Source organism: Stenotrophomonas sp. B2, assembly GCF_014947095.1.
GTDB lineage: Bacteria > Pseudomonadota > Gammaproteobacteria > Xanthomonadales > Xanthomonadaceae > Stenotrophomonas > Stenotrophomonas maltophilia_P.
This window is the reverse complement of record NZ_JADCQA010000006.1, coordinates 291,367-313,879: the sequence shown is the minus strand read 5'-3', so window position 1 is coordinate 313,879 and position 22,513 is coordinate 291,367. Positions and strand designations below refer to the sequence as shown.

Below are 22,513 nucleotides of genomic sequence, written 5' to 3'. Positions count from 1 at the left end.
GTGTCGGAGTGCGGGGTGTCCGCGGCATGGATGCCGCGGCCAAGCCTACAGGGACGTACTTGCGGCGTCCCCGCACTCCGACACCGCCCCGCCAACCCACGGATTGCCCGCTTTTGACGTTGAACTTGCTCTGGCTCGTAGCAGATGCAGGGCGCAGCCCTGCCGCCCCCCTTGCCCTGCTTAGAACGGAGTGGCGGACTCGAACGCCAGCACGTCGCCCGTCACCGGGTGGGTGAAGTGCAGGCTGCGCGCATGCAGATGCACGCGCTGCGCCGGTGCGGCGCCATACAGCACATCGCCGACGATCGGATGACCCAGGCTGGCCATGTGCAGGCGCAACTGATGGCTGCGCCCGGTCACCGGCTCCAGCGCCACGCGCGTGCGCTGCGCTTCACCATCGCGGGCCAGCACGCGCCAGCGCGTCAGCGCCGGCTTGCCGTGTTCATGGTCGACCTTCTGTTTCGGCCGGTTCGGCCAGTCCACGATCAGCGGCAGATCCACTTCACCGGCATCACCTTCGATCACACCCTGCACGACGGCTTCGTAGCACTTGCCCACCCTGCGCTGCTCGAACTGCATCGACAACGCGGCCTGCGTCGTCTTGCCGCGTGCATGCAGCAGCAGACCGGAGGTGACCTGGTCCAGCCGATGCACGGTCAGCGCATCCGGGTACAGCACCTGCAGGCGGGCCACCACGCAGTCCTGGTTCTCCGCGCTACGGCCAGGCACGGACAGCAGGCCAGCGGGCTTTTCCACCACCAGCAGTGCGTCATCGATGTAATGCAGGTGGATCATGCGGTTCTGCGGAACTCCATATGAAAACGGGGAAGCCGAAGCTTCCCCGTTTCTGTCAGCTGCGTGCCGGCCAGACCGGCACCCGCGGCATCAGCCCAGCAGGTGGGCAACGCCGGCGCGTTCTTCTTCCAGCTCGGCCAGGGTCTTGTCGATGTACTTCTGGCTGAAGTCGTCGATCGGCAGATCCTTGACCAGGGTGTACTTGCCGTTCTCGGTGGTCACGGCGAAGCCGAAGATCACGCCTTCCGGGATGCCGTAGGAACCATCGGACGGCACGCCCATGGTGACCCACTTGCCGTTGCTGCCCAGCACCCAGTCACGCACGTGGTCGATCGCGGCATTGGCCGCCGAAGCCGCCGAGGACGAGCCACGGGCTTCGATGATCGCCGCGCCGCGCTTGCCGACGGTCGGAATGAAGGTGTTGGCATTCCACTCCTGGTCGTTGATCGCATCGGCGATCGAAGCACCATCGGCGGTGGCGAAACGGTAGTCCGGGTACATGGTCGGGCTGTGGTTGCCCCACACCACCAGCTTTTCCATGCCACCGACCGGCTTGCCGAGCTTGGCCGACAGCTGGCTCAGGGCACGGTTGTGGTCCAGGCGCAGCATGGCGGTGAAGTTTTCCGGCTTCAGGTCCGGTGCCGACTTCATGGCGATGTAGGCGTTGGTGTTGGCCGGGTTGCCGACCACCAGCACCTTCACGTCACGGCTGGCGACCTTGTTCAGCGCCGCGCCCTGCGCGGTGAAGATCTTGGCGTTTTCCAGCAGCAGGTCCTTGCGCTCCATGCCCGGGCCGCGCGGACGCGCGCCGACCAGCAGGGCGATGTCGGCATCCTTGAACGCCACTTCAGCGTCGTCGGTGCCGACCATGCCGGCCAGCAGCGGGAAGGCGCAGTCTTCCAGTTCCATCATCACGCCCTTCAGGGCGGCCTGGGCCTTGTCCACCGGCAGCTCCAGCAGCTGCAGGATGACCGGCTGGTCCTTGCCCAGCATTTCGCCGGAGGCGATGCGGAACAGCAGGGCATAACCGATCTGGCCGGCGGCGCCGGTCACGGCAACACGAACGGGTGCTTTCATGGGGGTTTCCTCTTGCTTGCAAGCGTTTGATGGGACGCCGCGGGCGTGGCCCGGCGGGCCTGGCAGGCGGCGGAGAACAGGGAAACGGCCACCCATGGGTGGCCGTCTCGGAAGGGGGTCAGGCGGCGAGGATCTTGTTCCACTCGGCCACGCGGTCGGCCTGTGCGGCCAGCGCGGCGTCGACGTCGCCTTCCAGGGTGATCGAATGGATCACGTCGCCCTGCTTGACCGAATCGACGATGGCCTGGCCTTCCAGAACCTTGCCGAACACGGTGTGGCGGCCGTCCAGCCAATCGGTCTTGATGTGGGTGATGAAGAACTGGCTGCCATTGGTGTTCGGGCCGGCGTTGGCCATCGACAGCGAGCCGACCTCATGCTTCACGCCGTTCTTCTCGTCTTCGAACTTGTAGCCCGGGCCACCGGTACCACGGCCCTGCGGGCAACCGCCCTGGATCATGAAGTCGGCGATCACGCGGTGGAAGATCAGGCCGTCATAGAAGCCGTGCTTGACCAGGTTCACGAAGTTGGCAACGGTCAGCGGCGCCTTGTCAGCGAACAGCTCGACCTTGATCGGGCCCTGGGTGGTGTCGAAAGTGGCGATGAGGGACATGAAGATCCTTGTTGCAAAGGGAAAGGCGTCTAGCCACCTAGTTTACACCCGGCACGTGGCGGCGGCGGCTTCGACCATCGGCGCAGGGCGACGCTTCAGGCTTTGGAGGGTCGCCGCCGGCGGGGCCCCGACGGCCAGCTGAATGGGGCTCCCGGGCGAGCCGGAATCCAGCTTTTCGCGAATCGTCAAGTTCGACGTATAATGTTGGACTTCTTTTTCCAAATCCGGCGCCGACTGGCCCCCTTTCGTATGTCCATCGAAAATCTTCGCAACATCGCCATCGTCGCCCACGTCGACCATGGCAAGACCACCCTGGTCGACCAGCTGCTGAAGCAGTCCGGCACCCTGTCCGAGCGTACCGTCCTCGCCGAGCGCGTGATGGACAGCAACGACCAGGAAAAGGAACGCGGCATCACCATCCTGGCCAAGAACACGGCCATCACCTGGGAAGACAAGAAGACCGGCATCAAGAACCGGATCAACATCGTCGACACCCCCGGCCACGCCGACTTCGGCGGTGAGGTCGAGCGCGTGCTGTCGATGGTCGACACCGTGCTGATCCTGGTCGACGCGATGGACGGCCCGATGCCGCAGACCCGCTTCGTCACCCAGAAGGCCTTCGCGATGGGCTTCAAGCCGATCGTGGTGGTCAACAAGATCGACCGTCCGGGCGCGCGTCCGGACTGGGTGATCGACCAGGTGTTCGATCTGTTCGACAAGCTCGGCGCGACCAACGAGCAGCTGGACTTCCCGATCGTCTACGCGTCGGCCCTGAACGGCTATGCCGGCCTGGAAGACACCGTCCGCGATGGCGACATGACCCCGCTCTACGAAGCGATCATGAAGCACGCGCCGAAGCCCGAAGTGGATCCGGAAGGTGCCTTCCAGATGCGCATCAGCCAGCTGGACTACAACAACTTCGTGGGCGTGATCGGCATCGGCCGCATCCAGCGTGGCACCCTGAAGAAGAACATGCAGGTCACGGTGATCGATCGTGAAGGCAAGAAGCGCAACGGCAAGGTCGCGCAGGTGCTGGGCTTCCTGGGCCTGGAGCGCATCGAGCAGGACACCGCTGAAGCCGGCGACATCGTGGCGATCTCGGGCATTCCGGAGCTGACCATCTCCGACACCCTCTGCCACCCGGACACCCCGGAAGCGCTGCCGGCGCTGACCGTGGACGAGCCGACCATCTCGATGACCTTCCAGGTCAACAACTCGCCGTTCGCGGGCAACAAGGACCTGTCCGGTGGCAAGTTCCTGACCAGCCGCCAGATCAAGGACCGCCTGGACCGTGAAAAGGTCCACAACGTGGCGCTGAAGGTCGAACAGCTGGAGGACGCCGACAAGTTCCTGGTCTCCGGCCGTGGCGAACTGCACCTGTCGGTGCTGATCGAGAACATGCGTCGTGAAGGCTACGAACTGGCCGTGTCGCGTCCGGAAGTGATCATCAAGGAAATCGACGGCCAGCAGATGGAGCCGATCGAACAGCTGGTGGTGGACGTGGAAGAAGTGCACCAGGGCGGCGTGATGGAAAAGCTGGGCACCCGCAAGGGCCAGCTGAAGAACATGGAACCGGACGGCAAGGGCCGCGTGCGCCTGGAATACTCGATCCCGGCCCGTGGCCTGATCGGCTTCCAGAACGAATTCAAGACCCTGACCCAGGGTTCGGGCCTGCTGTTCCACGTGTTCGACCATTACGGTCCGAAGGAACAGGGCGCAATCGCCAAGCGCATCAACGGCGTCATGATCGCCAACGCCCCGGGCGTGACTCCGGCCTACTCCCTGGGCCCGCTGCAGGAACGCGGCAAGCTGTTCGCTGCTGAAGGCGACAATGTGTATGAAGGCCAGCTGGTCGGCATCCACTCCAAGGACAACGACCTGACCGTCAACGCCATCAAGACCAAGCCGCTGACCAACATGCGCGCTTCGGGCAAGGACGATGCGATCCAGCTGACCCCGGCGATCAAGTACTCGCTGGAACAGGCGCTGGACTTCATCGAGGACGACGAGCTGGTCGAGATCACTCCGAAGGAAATCCGGCTGCGCAAGAAGTTCCTGACCGAAAGCGACCGCAAGAAGGCTTCGCGCGGCGGCTGAGCCGGACCGTGAGCCAGAGCGGCTACAACCCGGATCCACACCGGCATCCGGGCCTCCACGTCATCGCCCTGCTCGAAGCGAGCAAGGCGGTGCTGGCGTTGCTGGCTGCGACCGGGCTTGAAGTGCTCGGTCCGCAGCCGCTCCGCGATGGGGTCAATGCCCTGATCCGGCGTTTCAGCCTGGACCCGGATCACGGCACCCTGCCCTCCCTCCTGAACATGATCAATCCCGACGCCGTGCACCTGGCGGCGGCGGCGATGATCGGCTACGGCCTGCTGCACCTGGTGGAAGCCTGGGGCCTCTGGCGGGCCAGGGCCTGGGCCTCCTGGCTGGGCTGCCTGACCGCCGCGCTGTATCTGCCCTTCGATGTCTTCGCCATCGTCCGCCACCCCGGCTGGCCCTCCTGGACGATCCTGGCGATCAACCTGCTCGTGGTCTACGTCCTGGCCCGCGACCTGCGCAAGCGCCACCACTGAGCAGCAGCTACACTGGGCATTGGAGCCGACCAAGCCGCCCCATGCGCCCGTCCTTGCCGCCTCTGCTGACCTGCCTGCTCATCGCGCTGCCCGCGTTGTTCATTGTTGGCTGCAGCCCGGCCACGACCAGCGCCCACGCCGCCGAACCCGCGAGCCGCAACGTGCCCTTCCCCTACGCCGAGACCGACCTGGCCGACCTGCAGGCGCGCATGGTGGCCGGCGAACTGGACAGCACCACGCTGACCCACGCCTACCTGCAGCGCATCGCTGCGCTGGATCGCGCCGGGCCGCGCCTGCGTGCCGTCATCGAACTCAACCCGGATGCCCTGCGGGAAGCCGGTGAACGCGATCGCGAGCGCCGGGACGGCCATCTGCGCGGGCCGCTGCATGGCATTCCGGTCCTGCTGAAGGACAACATCAACGCCGCGCCCATGACCACCAGCGCCGGATCGCTCGCGCTGCAGGGTTTCCGCCCCGCCGATGCCTATCTGGTAAGACGCCTGCGCGAGGCCGGCGCGGTCGTGCTGGGCAAGACCAACCTCAGCGAGTGGGCCAACTTCCGCGGCAACGATTCGGTGTCGGGCTGGAGCGCGCGCGGTGGCCAGACCCGCAATCCGTACCGTCTCAGCCATTCGCCCTGTGGCTCCAGCAGCGGCAGCGCGGTGGCGGTGGCCGCCAATCTGGCCAGTGTGGCGATCGGCACCGAGACCGACGGCAGCATCGTCTGCCCGGCCGCGATCAACGGCATCGTCGGCCTGAAACCGACGGTCGGCCTGGTCAGCCGCGAAGGCATCATCCCGATCTCCTTCAGCCAGGACACCGCCGGGCCGATGACGCGCAGCGTCGCCGACGCCGCGGCCGTACTGACGGCGATCGCGGGCCGGGACGATGCCGACCCCGCCACGGCCACCATGCCCGGCCGCGCGGTCTACGACTACACCGCGCGCCTGGACCCCGAAGGCCTGCGCGGCAAGCGCATCGGCCTGCTGCAGACGCCTCTGCTGACGTACCGTGGCATGGCACCGCTGATCGATCAGGCCGCCGCCGAACTGCGCCGTGCGGGCGCGGTGGTGGTGCCGGTGGAACTGCCCGACCCGGGTGCCTGGGCCGAAGCCGAGCGGGTCGTGCTGCTGCATGAGTTCAAGGCCGGGCTGGAGCGCTACTTCAAGACCTACCGCGCGCCCCTGCGCAGTCTTGGCGAACTCATCGCCTTCAACCAGGCCCAGGCGCCGCAGGAACTGGGCCTGTTCGGCCAGGAACTGCTGCTGGAGGCCAACGCCACTGCCGGGCTGGCCGACCCTGCCTACATCCGTGCGCGCAGCGATGCGCGGCGCCTGGCCGGGCCGGAAGGCATCGACGCCGTCCTGGCTGCCTACCAGCTGGATGCGCTGGTTGCACCGACCACCGGCACAGCCTGGCCCATCCGCCGCGAAGGCGACGATTTCCCGGGTGAGAGCTACAGCGTGGCAGCGGTCGCGGGTTACCCCAGCCTGAGCGTGCCGATGGGACAGATCAACGGCCTGCCGGTCGGCCTGCTGTTCATGGGCACGGCCTGGAGCGAGCCGAAGCTGATCGAAATGGCCTACGCCTACGAGCAACGCACGCGTGCGCGCCGTCCACCTCATTTCGAAACCGACACCCTGATCGACACTGGCGAGCCTTGATCGGCCCCGGGCTGCCCGGTGGACCGAGGGGTACCGCTGCGCTCGCCGGGCACGTCCCGGCGCTAGCGGTCGGGGTCCGGTTCCACCGGTGCGATCGCGGCCTCGCCGTCCTCCGCCCCGGGTGAACGCACATCTGCCGTACGTGCGCGCGGTGCGCGCGGCATGTCCAGCTCATCCTCGCGCTGCAACCGCGCGCGCAGCTGCGGCAGTGATTGCGGATGCTCGCGCGCCAGGAAATCCAGCATGCGCTCGCGCACCAGGCAGCGAAGATCGAAGGCATCGCCGGAGCTGCGCGCACTGACCAGCAGGCGCACCTGGATCGCCCGCTCGCTGGTTTCGGTCACCTGGGTCACACAGACCCGTCCATCCCACAGCGCCTCGCCGCGGCAGATGCGCTCCAGTTCACTGCGGATCGCCGCGATCGGCGCACGGTAGTCCAGCCACAGGAACGCCGTGCCAAGCAGATCGGCGCTGCGCCGGGTCCAGTTCTGGAAGGGGTTCTCGATGAACCAGGTCAGCGGCACCACCATCCGCCGCTCGTCCCAGATGCGTACCACCACATAGCTGCTGCCGATCTCCTCCACGCGCCCCCACTCGCCTTCAACGATCACCACATCATCCAGCCGGATCGGCTGGGTCACTGCGATCTGCAGGCCGGCGATGAGGTTGCCGAACACCGGCTTGGCGGCGATGCCCGCGACCAGCCCGATCAGACCGGCCGAGGCCAGCAGGGCGGCGCCGATCTTCTGCACCATCGGGAATGTCAGCAGCACCAGCGATGCACCGAGCACGATGATGCCGCCCATCAGCACGCGGCTCAGCACCCGCGTCTGGGTCTGGATGCGTCGGGCTTCCAGATTGTCCGAGACGTCGATGGGATGACTGCGCAGGATCGCACGCTCGCCGGCGGCCACCGCGCGCACCAGCAGCCAGATGAAACAGGCCGTCAGCGCGATGTGCAGCCCGTGCTGCAGATGCCCCAGCAGAGGCTCCTGCAGTGGTGTGGCCTGCAGCGCCGGGATCAGCAGCAGCAAGGGCCATGCGGTCGCCATTGGCAGACCAAGCACACGACCGATGCGCGCGCGCCGGCGATCACGCCCTTTCAGCCGGTGATAGATCCACAGGATCAGCCAGGCGCCGATGCCGCCCACCAGTGCCGCCAGACCCAGCGGCCATGCATATGCCTGTGCGCTTTGCCAGTGCACGGTTGCCACCTCCACTTGAACAGCAGCGGACAGCCTCGCGCATGGCGCATGAGCGTCACGTCAGTCGTTCGTAAGGAGGGTGTTGGTCTGCAGGGCTTGCAGCCCTGCATCTGCTGCGGGCTGGAGCAACAGCGACAGCAACTGCAACTGCAACAGCCGAAGCAGAAGCGGATTTCCTGCGGGATGGCGGGGTGGGTCCGGTTGCGGGAGACGCCGTAAACCCATCCATGGGGGCTTGGCCGCGGCATCCATGCCGCGGACACTCCCGCAACCGGACCCGCCCCGCCTTCGACAGATTTTCGGGATCTGTCGGAATGGCTCTTGGGGTCAGATCCGTTTTCCTGCGGAAAACGGATCTGACCCCGGATTGATTTCGATATCGGACAGAGATTCATCCACGCATGGCGTGGATCTGACAGACACCGGGAATCCGCCATCCCACGGAATGCCCGCATTTGACGTCGACGTTGACTCCGCAGGTGCAGGGCTGCAAGCCCTGCCGAAAACCCTTAGCGAACCTGTTCCTGCTTGCGCACGATCGCCATCGCGATCTCCAGCGACTGCTCGTAGTTCAGCCGCGGATCGACCGTGGAACGGTACGCGCGCTCAAGATCACGCTCGGTGAGCTCGCGCGCGCCACCGGTGCATTCGGTCACGTCTTCGCCGGTCAGCTCCAGGTGCACGCCGCCCAGGCGCGTACCCGCCGCGGCGTGCAGATCGAACGACAACTCCACCTCGCGGCGCACGTTATCGAAGCGGCGCGTCTTGAACCCATTGGCAGTACTCTCGGTGTTGCCGTGCATGGCATCGCACACCCACAGCACGCGGCGGCCATCGCGCTTGACCGCTTCCAGCAGCGACGGCAGCTTTTCGGCTATCTGCGTCGCGCCCATGCGGTGAATGAAGGTCAGGCGCCCCGGCTCGTCGTCCGGATTGAGTACATCGATCAGGCGCAGCAGCTGGTCCGGCGAAACCGACGGCCCCACCTTGATCGCGATCGGATTGCGCACGCCCCGCAGGTACTCCACGTGCGCGCCGTCGAGCGCCGCCGTGCGCATGCCGATCCAGGGATAGTGGGTGCTCAGGTTCAACCAGCCCTGCTGGCGCGGCACCTGCCGGGTCAGCGCCTGCTCGTAGGGCAGCAGCAGGGCTTCGTGCGAGGTGTAGAAGTCGATGCGGTTGAGGTTGTGCACCCGGGCACCGGCCAGGGTTTCCATGAAGTGCACGGCATCGCCGATCGATGCCACCATCTTCTGGTACTCGGCGGCGAGCGGCGAATGCCGCACCCAGTCCAGGTTCCAGTACTCGGGGTGGTGCAGGTCGGCGAAGCCGCCATCGATCAGCGCCCGCACGAAGTTCATCGTCATCGCCGAATGCGCGTGGGCCTGCAGCATCCGCTTCGGGTCGGGCAGGCGCGCGGCTTCGGTGAAGGCCGGCGCATTGATCACATCGCCCCGGTAGCTGGGCAGCGTCACCCCATCACGGGTCTCGGTATCAGCCGAGCGTGGCTTGGCGTACTGGCCGGCGAAGCGGCCGACGCGGATCACCGGCTGGCGCAGGCCATGCACCAGTACCAGGCTCATCTGCAGCAGCACCTTCAGCCGATTGGAGATGGTGCCGGACTCACAGTCGCTGAAGTTCTCGGCGCAATCGCCGCCCTGCAGCAGGAAGCGCTTGCCCTCCTGCGCCTCCGCCAGCTGCTGCTTCAGCGCCAGGATCTCCCACGAGGTCACCAGAGGGGGTAGCCGCTTCAGCTCATGCAGGGCAGCATCCAGCGCCACCGGGTCGGGATAGGTCGGCATCTGCAGTGCGGTCTTGCCGCGCCAGCTCTCCGGCGACCAGGCAGCACCCGCAGCGGTTGCGGCAGGATCGGGAACCGGTGAAACGGCGGACAGGCTCATTGCAGACTTCCGGGGTGGGGGACGGTCATGGTCGCAGAGCCGGCCGCCGCCGCAAAGGGCCAGCCCTTCCGGCCCGATGCCTGAACGCCAGGGAAAGCACGCGCCGAGCAGCCACAGACCGCATGGTCGGCGGCGCCGCCAGAGGCGCATGATCTGTTACGGAGTAACACTCACCGTCATGGACCGGCCCCCTCCCCGCCCCAGGCCCTGCTCTCTCCCATGAAGCCCTCACGCCTCGCTACCAGCATCACCTTCGCCCTGGCCCTGGCCAGCACGCCCCCCCTTGCCGCAGCCGCGGATGACGCCGGGCCCGCAGTGAAAAACCTGGATGCGGTCACCGTCAGCGCCCACCTCGATCAGGCCCGCAACGCGCTGTCGCCGGACATCGGCAGCAGCCAGTACCAGATCACCGCCGAGGACATCCAGAAGCAGCCGCTCGGCGCCTCCGCCGCACTCAGCCAGGTGCTGCTGCAGGCCCCGGGCGTGGTCCAGGATTCCTACGGCGGTGTCCATGTGCGTGGTGATCACGCCAACCTGCAGTACCGCATCAATGGCGTGCTGCTGCCCGAATCGATCTCCGGCTTCGGCCAGACCCTGGATGCGCGCACCATCAGGAGCATCCGGCTGATGGATGGCGCACTGCCGGCGCAGTTCGGCGAACGCACCGCCGCAGTGGTGGACATCACCACCCGCAGTGGCGCCGAACTGGGCAACGGCGGCAGCGCCGGACTGACTGCCGGGTCGTTCGGCAAGGTCAATCCCAACGCCTCCTGGTGGGGCAACCAGGGACGCTGGAGCTGGTTCCTGACCGGCAACTACGACCAGAACGAGGTCGGCCTGGAGAACCCGACGAACTCGCGCCGGCCGCTGCACAACGACACCCACCAGGGCAAGGCGTTCGCCGACCTCACCTATCTGCTGGACGAGAACACGCGCGTGAGCGTGTTCGCCGGCATTGCCGACAATCGCTTCCAGATTCCGGTGAACCCGGGCCAGACACCGCAGTTCGGCTACCTCGATACCTCCACGTTCGACTCCAGCCAGCTGGATGAGACCCAGCGCGAGACCACGCGCTTCGGCATGCTGGTGCTGCAGGGGACGCTGGGCGCCAGCGCGTACCAGCTGTCGGCCGGCCAACGCTACAGCGATGTCGGGTTCAATCCCGATGTGGCGGGCGATCTGGTATTCAGCGGTGTTGCTTCACAGGTGCAGCGCAGCAACCGCGCCAACACCGTGCAGGCCGACGTTTCCACCCCGCTGGGCAGCGATCACACGCTGCGCTATGGCCTGTACGGCAATCATGAGACCGCGCGGGCCCACAGCAGCAGCTGGGTGTTCCCGGTTGACGACGCCGGCCAGCAGGCCAGCACCACGCCCCTGCTGATTCCCGACCGCAGTGCTTTCCAGGCCAGCACGCTGGCGCTCTACGTGCAGGACGAGTGGAAGATCGGAGACAACTGGACGGTCAACTATGGTCTGCGCGGCGACCGCTACACGGCCTTCGGGCGGACCGAAGGCCAGCTCAGCCCGCGCCTGGGCGTGGTCTGGAATGCCGGCGACAGCACCACCCTGCACGCAGGCTATGCGCGCTACTTCACACCACCGGCCAGCGAGCTGATCGCCCGCGACGACATCGCGCTGTACGACGGCACCAGCAACCAGCAGCCCAGTGATGGCAACGCCACGCCACTGGCCGAGCGCAGTGACTACTACGACCTCGGCATCTCGCAGCAGATCGGCGAGCACCTGACACTCGGCGTGGATGCGTATGACCGGCGTGTCGCCCGCCTGCAGGATGAAGGCCAGTTCGGCGCCGCCTACCTCTATTCAACGTTCAACTATCGTCGCGGCCACATCCGCGGCCTGGAGTTCAGCGCCGACTACAGCGACGGACCGTTCAGCGCGTACTTCAACGCTGCATACAACAAGGCGATCGGCACCCAGGTGATCACCGGCCAGTACAACCTCGACCCGGACGCCCTGGCCTACGTGGCCGACCATTGGATCCACCTGGACCACGACCAGAAGCTGACCTCGTCGGGCGGCGTCAGCTATGCCTTCGCCGGACACAACCGGATCGGTGCCAACTACGTGTTCGGCAGTGGCCTGCGCTCGGACACCGAAAGCGTACCCAATGGGGGCGAGCTGCCGTCCTACCTGCAGGTGAACCTCAGTGCTGGCCACGATTTCAACGCCGACAGCGGCCATCCGCTGCATGCACAGCTGGCGTTGATCAACGCGCTGGATCGCAGCTATCAGCTGCGCGATGGCGGCGGCGTAGGCGTGTTCGCCCCGCAGTGGGGCCCGCGACGCGGCGCCTATCTCAGCCTGCAACAGGATTTCTGATCGATGTCGCTGATCCCCGGCAGAGCCAAGCCCATGCCCGGCTCTGCCGGGGCGCGTCAGTTACTCAGCGCCTGACCCTGCGCAGCGGCACCAGCAGTGCCCACAGCCCCAGCAGCACGAACCACACGCCCGACCACATCGGCATGGTCAGTCCGAGGAAGGTCCAGTCGATGTTGCCGCAGTTGCCGGTACCGGTCAGCACCGTGCGGAACACCTCGAACGGGCCCATGGTCTCGCGCAGGAAGCTCAGCGGCGGGCCACAGGTGGCACCCATTTCCGGCGGCAGCATCTGCACGTAGACATGGCGCGCGGCGATGCCGACGCCGACGGCGGCCGCAATGAAGGCAAGGATGCCGTACGTCACCCGTCCCGGCCGGTTCGACGGGCCGTGCAGTGCGCCCAGCAGGAACAGCAGGCCGAGCGCGGCAAAGGCCAGCCGCTGGAAGATGCACAGCGGGCACGGCTCCAGCCCCATCTTCAGCTGCAGGAAAATCGCATAGCCCAGCAGGCCCACGCAGATCAGGAAGCCCAGCAGGAACTGGGCGCGGAAGGGCCAGCGCAGAGGATTCATCGTGAATGCTCGAATGGATCAGGCGCCAAGCGTAACCGACCGCGCCTGCCATTCGAACCGCTGCCGGTGACGCTCGTCGGAACGGTGCGGGCCACTTCCCTTCGCAGGTAGCGCCGGGCCATGCCCGGCGAGTGCAGCGGAAACGTAAACGCCGGGCATCGCCCGGCGCTACCAGAACGCAAAAGCCCGGCAGATGCCGGGCTTTCACTGTGTCGCGTTGGAGCGGTCCGATTACTCGGCCACTTCCTCGGCCACGGCCGGACGGTCGACCAGCTCGACGTAGGCCATCGGAGCATTGTCGCCGGCGCGGAAGCCGCACTTCAGCAGACGCAGGTAGCCACCCGGACGGTTCGCGTAGCGCGGGCCCAGGATGGTGAACAGGTTGCCCACGGCTTCGTTGTCACGCAGGCGGGCAAAGGCCAGACGGCGGTTGGCAACGGAATCGACCTTGGCCAGGGTGATCAGCGGCTCGGCGACGCGGCGCAGTTCCTTGGCCTTCGGCAGGGTGGTCTTGATCAGCTCGTGCTTGAACAGCGAGGCGGCCATGTTCTTGAACATCGCTTCGCGATGGGCGCTGGTACGGCTGAACTTACGGCCAGACTTCTGGTGACGCATGGTGATGTTCCTTGATTAATGATGTGGCTGTGTGGATCGTTGTCGCCATCCTGGCGTTGCTGCACGGACTGCGGATGGTCCTGGCCGCCCGTCCTGGACGACCTGCCCGCGAACCTGCGGTTCGTCATGGCATCTTGCGGTGAAGGCTCCACCGCTGACGGTGGAGCCTCCGGGTACAGCAGGAGGCTTTATCAGCCCAGCATGCCGTGGCTGGCGACGCCGGCCGGCGGCCAGTTCTCCAGCTTCATGCCAAGCGACAGGCCACGCTGGGCCAGCACTTCCTTGATCTCGGTGAGCGACTTCTTGCCCAGGTTCGGGGTCTTCAGCAACTCCACTTCGGTCTTCTGGATCAGATCGCCGATGTAGTAGATGCTTTCAGCCTTCAGGCAGTTGGCCGAACGCACGGTCAGCTCCAGATCGTCGATCGGGCGCAGCAGCACCGGATCCACGCCGTTGTTGGCCGGCTTGGCCGCACCGCGGTCGCGGTGGGTGAAGTCACCGAACACCGACAGCTGGTCGCTGAGGATGTCGGCGGCGGTGCGCACGGCTTCCTCGGCATCGATGGTGCCGTTGGTCTCGATATCGATGACCAGCTTGTCCAGGTCGGTACGCTGTTCGACGCGGGCCGCTTCCACGGCATAGGCGACGCGGCGGACCGGCGAGAACGAGGCATCCAGGACCAGGCGGCCGATGGCACGGGTTTCTTCGTCCGGACGACGACGCGCAGCAGCCGGCTGGTAGCCGAAACCACGCTCGATCTTCAGACGCATGTTCACTGCCGTATCCTTGGTCAGGTGGCAGATCACATGGTCGCCGTTCAGGATCTCCACATTGTGGTCGACCTTGATATCGGCAGCGGTGACAACGCCCGGGCCCTGCTTGGACAGGGACAGGGTGGCGCTGTCGCCGGAGTGCATACGGATGGCCACGTCCTTCAGGTTCAGCAGGACTTCGAGCACGTCCTCCTGCAGACCTTCGACCGTGGTGTACTCATGCAACACGCCGTCGATTTCGACTTCCGTGATGGCGAAGCCCGGGATGGACGACAGCAGCACGCGACGCAGGGCGTTGCCCAGCGTATGCCCGTAACCCCGCTCCAAAGGTTCGATAACGACCTTTGCACGGGTGTCGGTAAGGCGTTCGATCTGCGGACCGCGAGGACGCAGAACCTGGTTGGCGGTAACCGTCATGTTGCGGGTTCTCCTAGTGAACCCCCGGCCGTCGCCGGGGGCTCTCCAATGTGAATTACTTCGAATACAGCTCGACGATCAGCGCTTCGTTGATGTCCGCAGGCAGATCCGAACGATCCGGAACCGCCTTGAAGATGCCGGTGAACTTGCCGGAATCCACTTCAACCCACGACGGGCTCAGGTCATGCTGTGCGGCGACGGTCAGGGCTTCCTGGACGCGCAGCTGCTTGGCAGCCTTCTCGGACAGCGCGATGGCATCGCCAGCCTTGACCTGGTACGAAGCCAGGTTGACCGACTTGCCATTCACGGTGACGCCGCGGTGCGACACCAGCTGGCGGGCAGCCGGACGGGTCACGGCGAAGCCCATGCGGTAGACGACGTTGTCCAGGCGGGTTTCCAGCAGCTGCAGCAGGTTCTCGCCGGTGTTGCCCTTCTTGGTCGAGGCCTTCTTGTAGTAGTTGCGGAACTGACGCTCCAGCAGGCCGTAGATACGCTTGACCTTCTGCTTTTCACGCAGCTGGGTGGCGTAGTCGGACAGCTTGCCCTTGCGGGCAGTGGCGCCATGCTGGCCGGGCTTCTGCTCCAGCTTGCACTTGGAGTCCAGCGCACGCGCCGGGCTCTTCAGGGACAGGTCGGCGCCTTCGCGGCGGGCGAGCTTACAGGTAGGACCGATATAACGAGCCATTTCTTATCGCTCCCTTTAGACGCGACGCTTCTTCGGCGGACGGCACCCGTTGTGCGGGATGGGCGTCACGTCGATGATGTTGGTGATCTTGTAGCCGACGTTGTTCAACGAACGCACGGCCGACTCACGGCCCGGACCCGGGCCCTTGATGCGGACTTCCAGCGACTTCACGCCGTAGTCCAGCGCAGCACGACCGGCCTTCTCGGCAGCCACCTGGGCAGCGAACGGGGTCGACTTGCGCGAACCGCGGAAGCCAGCGCCACCGGAGGTCGCCCACGACAGAGCATTGCCCTGGCGGTCGGTGATGGTGACGATGGTGTTGTTGAACGAAGCGTGGACGTGGGCAACGCCGTCAGTGACGACGCGCTTGATCTTCTTCTTGGTCTTAGCAGCGGGCTTAGCCATTTCTCAGTCCCTTACTTCTTGATCGCCTTGCGCGGACCCTTGCGGGTGCGGGCGTTGGTACGGGTGCGCTGGCCACGCAGCGGGAGGCCACGACGGTGACGCAGGCCGCGGTAGCAGCCCAGGTCCATCAGGCGCTTGATCGCGATGCCGATCTCACGGCGCAGATCGCCTTCCACGATGTACTTGCCGACTTCGGCGCGCAGGCGCTCGATTTCCGGCTCCGACAGATCGCGGATCTTGGTGGTCGAAGCGACGCCTGCGACTTCGCAGACCTTCTTCGAACGGGTACGGCCGATGCCGTAAATGCTTTGCAACCCGACCCAGACATGCTTCTGGGCTGGCAGGTTGACGCCTGCAATACGCGCCATGACGCGGTTCTCCAGCTGAGTGATGGCCGACAGCGCGCCTCGGGCACGCCAATCCGGCAGGATGGATCAAAAAAGTGAACTAGCGATACTAACAAGGTTCCGGTTTACATGGAAGCCCGTGAAACCAGAGGTTTCATGAACCCGGCCTGGGGAGTGTGCCCAGGCTCCGGCGCCGGATGGGGTTGATCCCGGGAGGTCTCCCGGGGCCGCCCGCGCTACTCCTGCGCGGGACCGCCTCATCACACCCCCACCCGGAACCGCTGCGGGGGCCGCCCTTCGTTTGTGTGGCCGGAGTCCGCGAAGCGGAGGGACCATCACGTCAGGAAGACGAAAGTATAACAGGCGAATCAGCCGCGGGCAAAACCGCCGCGGTTGCCACCCTTCAGGTTGGCCTTCTTCAGCAGGCTCTCGTACTGGTGGGACATCAGGTGCGCCTGCACCTGGGCGATGAAGTCCATCACCACCACCACCACGATCAGCAGCGAGGTACCGCCAAAGTAGAACGAGGCGTTCAGCTGCGTGCGCATCAGTTCCGGCAGCAGGCAGACGATCACCAGGTAGGCCGAGCCGGCTGCGGTCAGGCGGGTCAGCACGCCGTCGATGTAGTCGGCAGTGGCCTTGCCCGGACGGATGCCCGGAATCAGCGCGCCCGACTTCTTCAGGTTGTCGGCGGTTTCCTGCGAGTTGAACACCAACGCGGTATAGAAGAACGCGAAACCGGTGATCAGCGCAGCGAACACGATCATGTGCAGCGGCTCGCCCGGACCCAGCGCGTTGGCGACCTTCTGCAGGACCTGGCCGAAGCTGCTCTGGTTGGCCGCCTGGCCGGACCACATGGCCAGGGTGGCCGGGAAGGCCAGCAGGCTCGAGGCGAAGATCGCCGGGATGACGCCGGCCATGTTGAGCTTCAGCGGCAGGAACGAGGTCTGGTTCATGTACGCATTGCGACCGCCCTGGCGGCGCGCGTAATTGACCGTGATCCGGCGCTGGCCGCGCTCGACGAACACCACGAAGAAGGTGAAGGCGAGAACGACGATGGCGATCAGCAGCAGCTGGATGAACTGGATGTTGCCGTCGCGGTAGGCATCGAAGGTATGGATGACCGCGCCCGGCAGGCCCGCCACGATACCGGCGAAGATGATCAGCGACACGCCGTTGCCGATGCCGCGCTCGGTGACCTGCTCACCGACCCACATCAGGAACATGGTGCCGGCGGTCAGCGCGACCACGGCGGTGAGCACGAAGCCCATGCCCGGCGCGTACACGACCGGAGCGCCCGACGGCGAGACCTGGCCCTGCAGGGCCAGAGCGATCGAACCGCCCTGCACCACTGCCAGCAGCACGGCGCCGATGCGCGAATACTGGGTGATCTTGCGGCGACCGGACTCACCTTCCTTCTGCATCGCCTTCAGGGCGGGGAAGATGTGCACGGCCAGCTGCATCACGATCGATGCCGAGATGTACGGCATCACGTTCAGCGCGAAGATGCTGAAACGGTGCAGGGCGCCGCCCGAGAACATGTTGAACATGTCCACGATGCCGCCGCCCTGCTGTTGCATCATGGCAAGCATGGCATCGGGATTGACGCCCGGCACCGGCACGTAGCAGCCGATGCGATAGACGATCAAAGCCCCGACGACGAACAGCAAACGTTGGCGAAGTTCAGTGAACTTGCCCATTCCGCCCGCGAGGTTACCGATGCCAGCTTGCGCCATGATTTTCTTACTCCGTTACGCTGCCGCCGGCAGCTTCGATCGCAGCCTTGGCACCGGCCGTGGCAGCAACACCCTTCAGGGTGAACGCCTTGGTCACTTCGCCCTTGACGACGACCTTGGCCTTCTTGGCAGTGCTCGGGACCAGCTTGGCGGCACGCAGGGCGGCGAAGTCGATCTCGCCGGCCGGCAGCTTGTCCAGCTGGTACAGCAGCACTTCAGCGGTGTCCTTGGCGATCGGCGAACGGAAGCCGATCTTCGGCAGACGACGCTGCATGGGGGTCTGGCCGCCTTCGAAGCCGGCCTTGATCTTGCCGCCACCCTTGCGGGCGAACGAACCCTTGTGGCCGCGGCCGGCAGTCTTGCCCAGGCCCGAGCCGATACCGCGACCGACGCGGGTGCGCTCGGTACGGGCGCCCGGTGCCGGGCTCAGTTCATTGAGACGCAGAGTCATGATCGATTACTCCTCAACCTTGACGAGGTAGTGAACGGTATTGATCAGGCCGCGAACCTGCGGGCTGTCCTTCAGTTCACGCACATCGTTGAGCTTGTTCAGACCCAGGGCACGCACCGACAGACGGTGACGCGACTGAGCACCACGCAGGCCGCGCACCAGGCGCACCTTCACAGTCTTGTTGGACTCATTAGCCATGGTTGAGTTCCTCCACCTTCTTGCCGCGCTTGGCCGCGATGCGGGCCGGCGACTGCGCTGCAGACAGGCCCTTCACGGTGGCACGCACCAGGTTGATCGGGTTGCGCGAACCGGTGGCCTTGGCCAGCACGTTCTTCACGCCAACCGCTTCCAGGACGGCGCGCATGGCACCGCCGGCGATGACGCCGGTACCTTCCGAAGCCGGCTGCATGAACACGCGGGCTGCGCCATGACCATCCTTGATGGTGTGCCACAGGGTGCCGTTGTTCAGGTCAACGCTGACCAGGTTCTTGCGGGCCTGTTCCATCGACTTCTGGATGGCGACCGGCACTTCGCGGGCCTTGCCATAACCGAAACCGACCTTGCCTTCGCCGTCGCCGACCACGGTCAGGGCGGTGAAGGTGAACTGGCGACCACCCTTGACGGTCTTGCTGACGCGGTTGACCGCGACCAGCTTTTCGATCATGCCGTCGTCGATCTTCTCTTCGCGGTTACGGTCGCGATCGCGACCCCGCTGCTGACGCTCTTCTGCCATGTTGATTCCTTGGTTGTTGGGTATGTACGGCTCAGGGCCGCTTATGGTTGTGGAATGACGCGTCGTTCCGGTGGGCCACTACAGAAGAATGGCGCCGTCCAGCCTCGCTCAGGCTGGCGAGCAGGCGGACAGGGGGCCATCGGCCCCCTGCCCCGATCCCTTAGAACTGCAGGCCGGCTTCGCGGGCAGCCTCTGCCAGGGCCTTGATACGGCCGTGGTAACGGTAACCCGAACGATCGAAGGCAACCTTCTCGACGCCGGCGGCCTTGGCACGCTCAGCGACGATGCGGCCAACCTTGGCGGCGGCATCGACATTCTTGCCGCTCTTCAGGCCTTCCTTGACGTCGGTCTGGGTGGTGTTGGCGGCAGCCAGCACCTTGGAACCGTCGGCGGTGAAGACCTGGGCATACAGGTGCTGGCCGGTGCGCAGCACCGACAGGCGGGCGACGCCGAGCTCACGGATGTGGGCGCGGGTCGACTTGGCGCGACGCAGGCGGGCGATGTTCTTGTTCATGATGTTTTTCCTATGAAAGCGGAAGCGCCTATTAGGCCTTCTTGGCTTCCTTACGGATGATGACTTCGTCGGAGTACTTCACGCCCTTGCCCTTGTACGGCTCCGGCTTGCGGAACGCACGGATCTTGGCGGCAACTTCACCGACGGCCTGCTTGTCCGCGCCCTGGACCAGGATCTCGGTCTGGGTCGGGGTGGACAGCGTGATGCCTTCCGGCGCCACGAACACGACCGGGTGCGAGAAGCCCAGCGACAGGCTCAGGTCCTTGCCCTGCATGGCAGCGCGGTAACCCACGCCGACCAGCTCCAGCTTGCGCTCGAAGCCTTCGGACACGCCCTTGACCATGTTGGCCAGGATCGCACGCACGGTACCGGTCAGTGCGACCAGTTCGACGTTCTCGGTGCTCAGGGTGGCAACGCCGTTATCGACGTTGATGGCAATACCGGCCGGCTTGGCCAGCGACAGGGTGCCCTTCGGGCCCTTGGCGGTGACGCTTTCCGACTGGACGTTCAGTTCAACCTTACCCAGGTCGATCGGCTTCTTGGCTACGCGGGACATAGTTCTACTCCTTTCGCCTTAGGCCACGAAGCACAGGACTTCGCCGCCGACGCCCAGCTGGCGCGCCTGCGCATCAGTCATGATGCCCTTGGAGGTGGAAATGATGGAGATGCCCAGGCCGTTCATGACCTTCGGCAGCTCGCTCTTGCCGCGGTACTGGCGCAGGCCCGAACGCGAGAAGCGCTTCAGGGTCGCGATGACCGGCTTGCCTTCGAAATACTTCAGCACGATTTCCAGCTCGGCCTTGTTGTTCTCCAGCTGGGTAACGCGCAGGTCGGTGATGTAACCCTCGTCCTTCAGGACCTGGGCGATCGCAACCTTGATCTTGGACGACGGGGCTTTCACCGTCTGCTTGCCAACCGCGGCCGCATTCTTGATGCGGACCAGCAGGTCGGCGATGGGATCAGTCATGCTCATATGAGTACCTTTGAGTGCACCGATATCCGCTTTCGCGAAAATCTGTTGTCTCCTGGAAACGGGCCAGGTCCCTTGATGCAGCGGACCTGTGGCCCGCCCTACAACCCCGTCTGCACAGGGCAAGACGCGGGAGTATACGCCAAAAGAGCCCGACTTGCGTCGGGCTCTTCGGGTTTTTTGCGAAAGGGAGGCTGAATGCCTCCCCTCCCCGGTTCAGGAACCCCCGGGGGGCGCCTGATCGCAGGACCGGCTGGGATTACCAGCTGGCCTTGCGCAGACCCGGGACGTCGCCACGCATGGTGGCTTCACGCAGCTTGTTGCGGCCCAGGCCGAACTTGCTGTAAACGCCACGCGGACGGCCGGACAGTTCGCAGCGGTTGCGCTGGCGGCTCGGCGACGAATCGCGCGGCAGCTTGGCCAGCTTGGCAGCAGCTTCGATCTTCTCGTCGTAGCTCGCGTCCACCGAGGACACGATCTTCTTCAGAGCAGCACGCTTCTCAGCGTACTTCTTGGCCAGCTTTTCCCGCTTGATGTCGCGGTTGACCATGGAGGTCTTTGCCATTTCGGTTTCCTCGACGGATCAGTTACGGAACGGGAACTTGAACGCTGCCAGCAGCGCCTTCGCTTCCGCGTCGGTCTTCGCAGTGGTGGTGATGGCGATATCCATACCGCGGATCGCGTCGACAGCGTCGAAGTCGATTTCCGGGAAGATGATCTGTTCCTTCACACCCATGTTGAAGTTGCCGCGACCGTCGAAGGAACGACCGGAGACACCACGGAAGTCGCGCACGCGCGGCAGCGAGATGTTGATCAGGCGATCCAGGAACTCGTACATCTTGTGGCGACGCAGCGTGGTCTTGCAGCCGATCGGCCAACCATCGCGGATCTTGAACGACGCAACCGAAATACGCGACTTGGTGACAACCGGCTTCTGGCCGGAAATCTTGGTCATGTCGCCGACGGCGTTTTCCAGGATCTTCTTGTTGGTGGCCGCTTCGCCGACACCCATGTTCAGGGTGACCTTGACGAGCTTCGGCACTTCCATCGGATTGGTGTAGCCGAACTGCTTCATCAGCGCCGGCACCACTTCGTCCTTGTAGAACTTTTCGAGACGGGAAGTCATCTTCTCATTCCTCAGGCGTCGAGCGCCTCACCGCTGGAGCGGAACACACGCAGTTTGCGTCCATCCTCCAGCACCTTGAAGCCAACGCGTTCGCCCTTGCCCGAAGCCGGGTTCAGCACATTCACGTTGGAGATATGGATCGAAGCTTCACGCTCGACCACGCCGCCGGCAACGCCTGCCTGCGGGTTCGGCTTGGTGTGGCGCTTGACGATGTTCACGTTGGCGACGACCACACGGTCGCCGTCGACGCGGACGACTTCGCCCTGCTTGCCCTTGTCCTTGCCGGTGTTGACGACGACCTGGTCGCCCTTCTTGATACGGTTAGCCATGATTATCTCCTGTCGCTCACAGCACTTCGGGAGCGAGCGAGACGATCTTCATGAACTTCTCCGAACGAAGTTCACGGGTCACCGGCCCGAAGATACGGGTACCGATCGGCTCCTGCTTGTTGTTCAGCAGGACGGCAGCGTTGCCGTCGAAGCGGATCAGCGAGCCGTCGGCGCGACGCACACCCTTGCGGGTACGCACCACGACGGCGTCATACACTTCACCCTTCTTGACCTTGCCGCGCGGAATCGCATCCTTCACGGTGACCTTGATGATGTCGCCGATGCCGGCGTAACGGCGCTTGGAACCACCCAGCACCTTGAAGCACATCACCTGCTTGGCACCCGAATTGTCCGCGACGTCAAGGTAGCTCTGCATCTGGATCATGATTCAGACTCCTTATTCAGCCGCACGCGTGATGACTTCCACCACGCGCCAGTTCTTGGTCTTGGACATCGGAGCAATCTCGGTCACGCGGACGACATCGCCTTCCTTGCAGGCGTTGTCGGCATCGTGGGCGTGCAGCTTCGTCGAGCGCTTGATGTACTTGCCGTACAGTGCGTGCTTGACCTGACGCTCAACCAGGACGGTAACCGTCTTGTCCATCTTGTTGCTGACGACACGGCCTTCGACCGTGCGCAGCGTCTTGTTTTCAGTATTGTCGCTCATAGC

Annotated in this window: 27 protein-coding genes; 4 read left to right on the top strand and 23 right to left on the bottom strand. The window is 64.9% G+C overall.

The window, feature by feature from the left end; translation table 11 throughout:
- Window positions 1–180 precede the first annotated feature (180 nt).
- The 3 genes from IMX13_RS09655 to IMX13_RS09645 all read right to left on the bottom strand — a co-directional run bounded on the left by IMX13_RS09655 (window position 181) and on the right by IMX13_RS09645 (window position 2,482).
- Window positions 181–795, bottom strand: coding sequence for an RluA family pseudouridine synthase (locus tag IMX13_RS09655; RefSeq protein WP_193396245.1), 615 nt, complete (start codon window positions 793–795; stop codon window positions 181–183).
- Between the two features lie 90 nt (window positions 796–885).
- Window positions 886–1,872, bottom strand: a complete 987-nt coding sequence (locus IMX13_RS09650) for a malate dehydrogenase (protein WP_005415428.1) — start codon at window positions 1,870–1,872, stop codon at window positions 886–888.
- Between the two features lie 118 nt (window positions 1,873–1,990).
- Window positions 1,991–2,482 (bottom strand): peptidylprolyl isomerase, encoded by a 492-nt coding sequence (locus tag IMX13_RS09645; protein ID WP_053520333.1) that lies wholly within the window; start codon window positions 2,480–2,482, stop codon window positions 1,991–1,993.
- A 249-nt stretch (window positions 2,483–2,731) separates the two neighbouring features.
- On the opposite strand from IMX13_RS09645, the gene typA reads away from it, so the two are divergent.
- Genes typA through IMX13_RS09630 form a run of 3 tightly spaced genes read left to right on the top strand, consistent with a single transcriptional unit; the run spans window position 2,732 to window position 6,719 of the window.
- Entirely contained in the window at window positions 2,732–4,579 is a 1,848-nt protein-coding gene (typA, locus tag IMX13_RS09640) for a translational GTPase TypA (RefSeq protein WP_053520332.1), read from the top strand.
- An 8-nt stretch (window positions 4,580–4,587) separates the two neighbouring features.
- A complete protein-coding gene (locus tag IMX13_RS09635) occupies window positions 4,588–5,055 on the top strand; it encodes a DUF2127 domain-containing protein (protein WP_065176006.1) in 468 nt (155 codons plus the stop codon).
- A gap of 41 nt (window positions 5,056–5,096) precedes the next feature.
- The gene (locus IMX13_RS09630) at window positions 5,097–6,719 is read left to right on the top strand and encodes an amidase (protein ID WP_111187030.1); all 1,623 of its coding nucleotides are present in this window, start codon (window positions 5,097–5,099) and stop codon (window positions 6,717–6,719) included.
- A gap of 62 nt (window positions 6,720–6,781) precedes the next feature.
- Here the strand turns inward: IMX13_RS09630 and IMX13_RS09625 are convergent, their stop codons facing one another.
- The gene (locus tag IMX13_RS09625; protein ID WP_053520335.1) at window positions 6,782–7,924 is read right to left on the bottom strand and encodes a mechanosensitive ion channel family protein; all 1,143 of its coding nucleotides are present in this window, start codon (window positions 7,922–7,924) and stop codon (window positions 6,782–6,784) included.
- A 509-nt stretch (window positions 7,925–8,433) separates the two neighbouring features.
- Window positions 8,434–9,825: a 3-deoxy-7-phosphoheptulonate synthase class II gene (locus IMX13_RS09620; protein WP_053519755.1), complete on the bottom strand. Its 1,392-nt coding sequence runs from the start codon at window positions 9,823–9,825 to the stop codon at window positions 8,434–8,436.
- A 219-nt stretch (window positions 9,826–10,044) separates the two neighbouring features.
- Here IMX13_RS09620 and IMX13_RS09615 point away from each other — a divergent pair, with 219 nt between their 5' ends.
- Window positions 10,045–12,171 (top strand): TonB-dependent receptor, encoded by a 2,127-nt coding sequence (locus IMX13_RS09615; protein WP_193396244.1) that lies wholly within the window; start codon window positions 10,045–10,047, stop codon window positions 12,169–12,171.
- Window positions 12,172–12,235: 64 nt separating this feature from the next.
- Here the strand turns inward: IMX13_RS09615 and IMX13_RS09610 are convergent, their stop codons facing one another.
- The 18 genes from IMX13_RS09610 to rpsQ form a co-directional block, all read right to left on the bottom strand.
- Window positions 12,236–12,742, bottom strand: a complete 507-nt coding sequence (locus tag IMX13_RS09610; protein WP_053519753.1) for a disulfide bond formation protein B — start codon at window positions 12,740–12,742, stop codon at window positions 12,236–12,238.
- Window positions 12,743–12,973: 231 nt separating this feature from the next.
- Window positions 12,974–13,357 (bottom strand): 50S ribosomal protein L17, encoded by a 384-nt coding sequence (gene rplQ / locus IMX13_RS09605; RefSeq protein ID WP_053519752.1) that lies wholly within the window; start codon window positions 13,355–13,357, stop codon window positions 12,974–12,976.
- A 191-nt stretch (window positions 13,358–13,548) separates the two neighbouring features.
- Window positions 13,549–14,547, bottom strand: a complete 999-nt coding sequence (rpoA, locus tag IMX13_RS09600; protein WP_004145453.1) for a DNA-directed RNA polymerase subunit alpha — start codon at window positions 14,545–14,547, stop codon at window positions 13,549–13,551.
- Between the two features lie 55 nt (window positions 14,548–14,602).
- Complete coding sequence (rpsD, locus tag IMX13_RS09595; RefSeq protein ID WP_004145446.1) at window positions 14,603–15,232, bottom strand: 30S ribosomal protein S4; 630 nt, start codon at window positions 15,230–15,232, stop codon at window positions 14,603–14,605.
- A gap of 15 nt (window positions 15,233–15,247) precedes the next feature.
- Complete coding sequence (gene rpsK, locus IMX13_RS09590; protein ID WP_004145443.1) at window positions 15,248–15,637, bottom strand: 30S ribosomal protein S11; 390 nt, start codon at window positions 15,635–15,637, stop codon at window positions 15,248–15,250.
- A gap of 11 nt (window positions 15,638–15,648) precedes the next feature.
- Window positions 15,649–16,005, bottom strand: a complete 357-nt coding sequence (rpsM, locus tag IMX13_RS09585) for a 30S ribosomal protein S13 (protein WP_004154500.1) — start codon at window positions 16,003–16,005, stop codon at window positions 15,649–15,651.
- Window positions 16,006–16,352: 347 nt separating this feature from the next.
- Entirely contained in the window at window positions 16,353–17,720 is a 1,368-nt protein-coding gene (gene secY, locus IMX13_RS09580) for a preprotein translocase subunit SecY (RefSeq protein ID WP_005415420.1), read from the bottom strand.
- A gap of 7 nt (window positions 17,721–17,727) precedes the next feature.
- Window positions 17,728–18,171 (bottom strand): 50S ribosomal protein L15, encoded by a 444-nt coding sequence (gene rplO, locus IMX13_RS09575; protein WP_053519751.1) that lies wholly within the window; start codon window positions 18,169–18,171, stop codon window positions 17,728–17,730.
- 6 nt (window positions 18,172–18,177) lie between these two features.
- Window positions 18,178–18,369 carry a 50S ribosomal protein L30 gene (rpmD, locus tag IMX13_RS09570; protein ID WP_004145412.1) on the bottom strand — a complete coding sequence of 64 codons (192 nt, stop codon included), beginning with the start codon at window positions 18,367–18,369 and terminating at the stop codon, window positions 18,178–18,180.
- Window positions 18,362–18,904, bottom strand: coding sequence for a 30S ribosomal protein S5 (gene rpsE, locus IMX13_RS09565; protein WP_005408213.1), 543 nt, complete (start codon window positions 18,902–18,904; stop codon window positions 18,362–18,364). Before rpsE ends, rpmD begins: the two co-directional genes overlap by 8 nt.
- Window positions 18,905–19,064: 160 nt before the next feature.
- Window positions 19,065–19,418, bottom strand: coding sequence for a 50S ribosomal protein L18 (rplR, locus tag IMX13_RS09560; protein WP_053519749.1), 354 nt, complete (start codon window positions 19,416–19,418; stop codon window positions 19,065–19,067).
- Window positions 19,419–19,449: 31 nt separating this feature from the next.
- On the bottom strand, window positions 19,450–19,974 hold the full coding sequence (rplF, locus tag IMX13_RS09555; protein ID WP_053519748.1) for a 50S ribosomal protein L6: 525 nt from the start codon (window positions 19,972–19,974) through the stop codon (window positions 19,450–19,452).
- An 18-nt stretch (window positions 19,975–19,992) separates the two neighbouring features.
- Window positions 19,993–20,391: a 30S ribosomal protein S8 gene (rpsH, locus tag IMX13_RS09550; protein ID WP_005415417.1), complete on the bottom strand. Its 399-nt coding sequence runs from the start codon at window positions 20,389–20,391 to the stop codon at window positions 19,993–19,995.
- Between the two features lie 256 nt (window positions 20,392–20,647).
- Window positions 20,648–20,953: a 30S ribosomal protein S14 gene (rpsN, locus tag IMX13_RS09545; RefSeq protein WP_053519747.1), complete on the bottom strand. Its 306-nt coding sequence runs from the start codon at window positions 20,951–20,953 to the stop codon at window positions 20,648–20,650.
- 18 nt (window positions 20,954–20,971) lie between these two features.
- Window positions 20,972–21,514 carry a 50S ribosomal protein L5 gene (gene rplE / locus IMX13_RS09540; RefSeq protein WP_053519746.1) on the bottom strand — a complete coding sequence of 181 codons (543 nt, stop codon included), beginning with the start codon at window positions 21,512–21,514 and terminating at the stop codon, window positions 20,972–20,974.
- Window positions 21,515–21,525: 11 nt separating this feature from the next.
- Window positions 21,526–21,843 carry a 50S ribosomal protein L24 gene (gene rplX / locus IMX13_RS09535; protein WP_053519745.1) on the bottom strand — a complete coding sequence of 106 codons (318 nt, stop codon included), beginning with the start codon at window positions 21,841–21,843 and terminating at the stop codon, window positions 21,526–21,528.
- A 16-nt stretch (window positions 21,844–21,859) separates the two neighbouring features.
- Window positions 21,860–22,228, bottom strand: a complete 369-nt coding sequence (rplN, locus tag IMX13_RS09530; RefSeq protein ID WP_010483978.1) for a 50S ribosomal protein L14 — start codon at window positions 22,226–22,228, stop codon at window positions 21,860–21,862.
- A gap of 12 nt (window positions 22,229–22,240) precedes the next feature.
- Entirely contained in the window at window positions 22,241–22,510 is a 270-nt protein-coding gene (gene rpsQ / locus IMX13_RS09525; RefSeq protein WP_053519744.1) for a 30S ribosomal protein S17, read from the bottom strand.
- Between the last annotated feature and the right edge of the window lie 3 nt (window positions 22,511–22,513).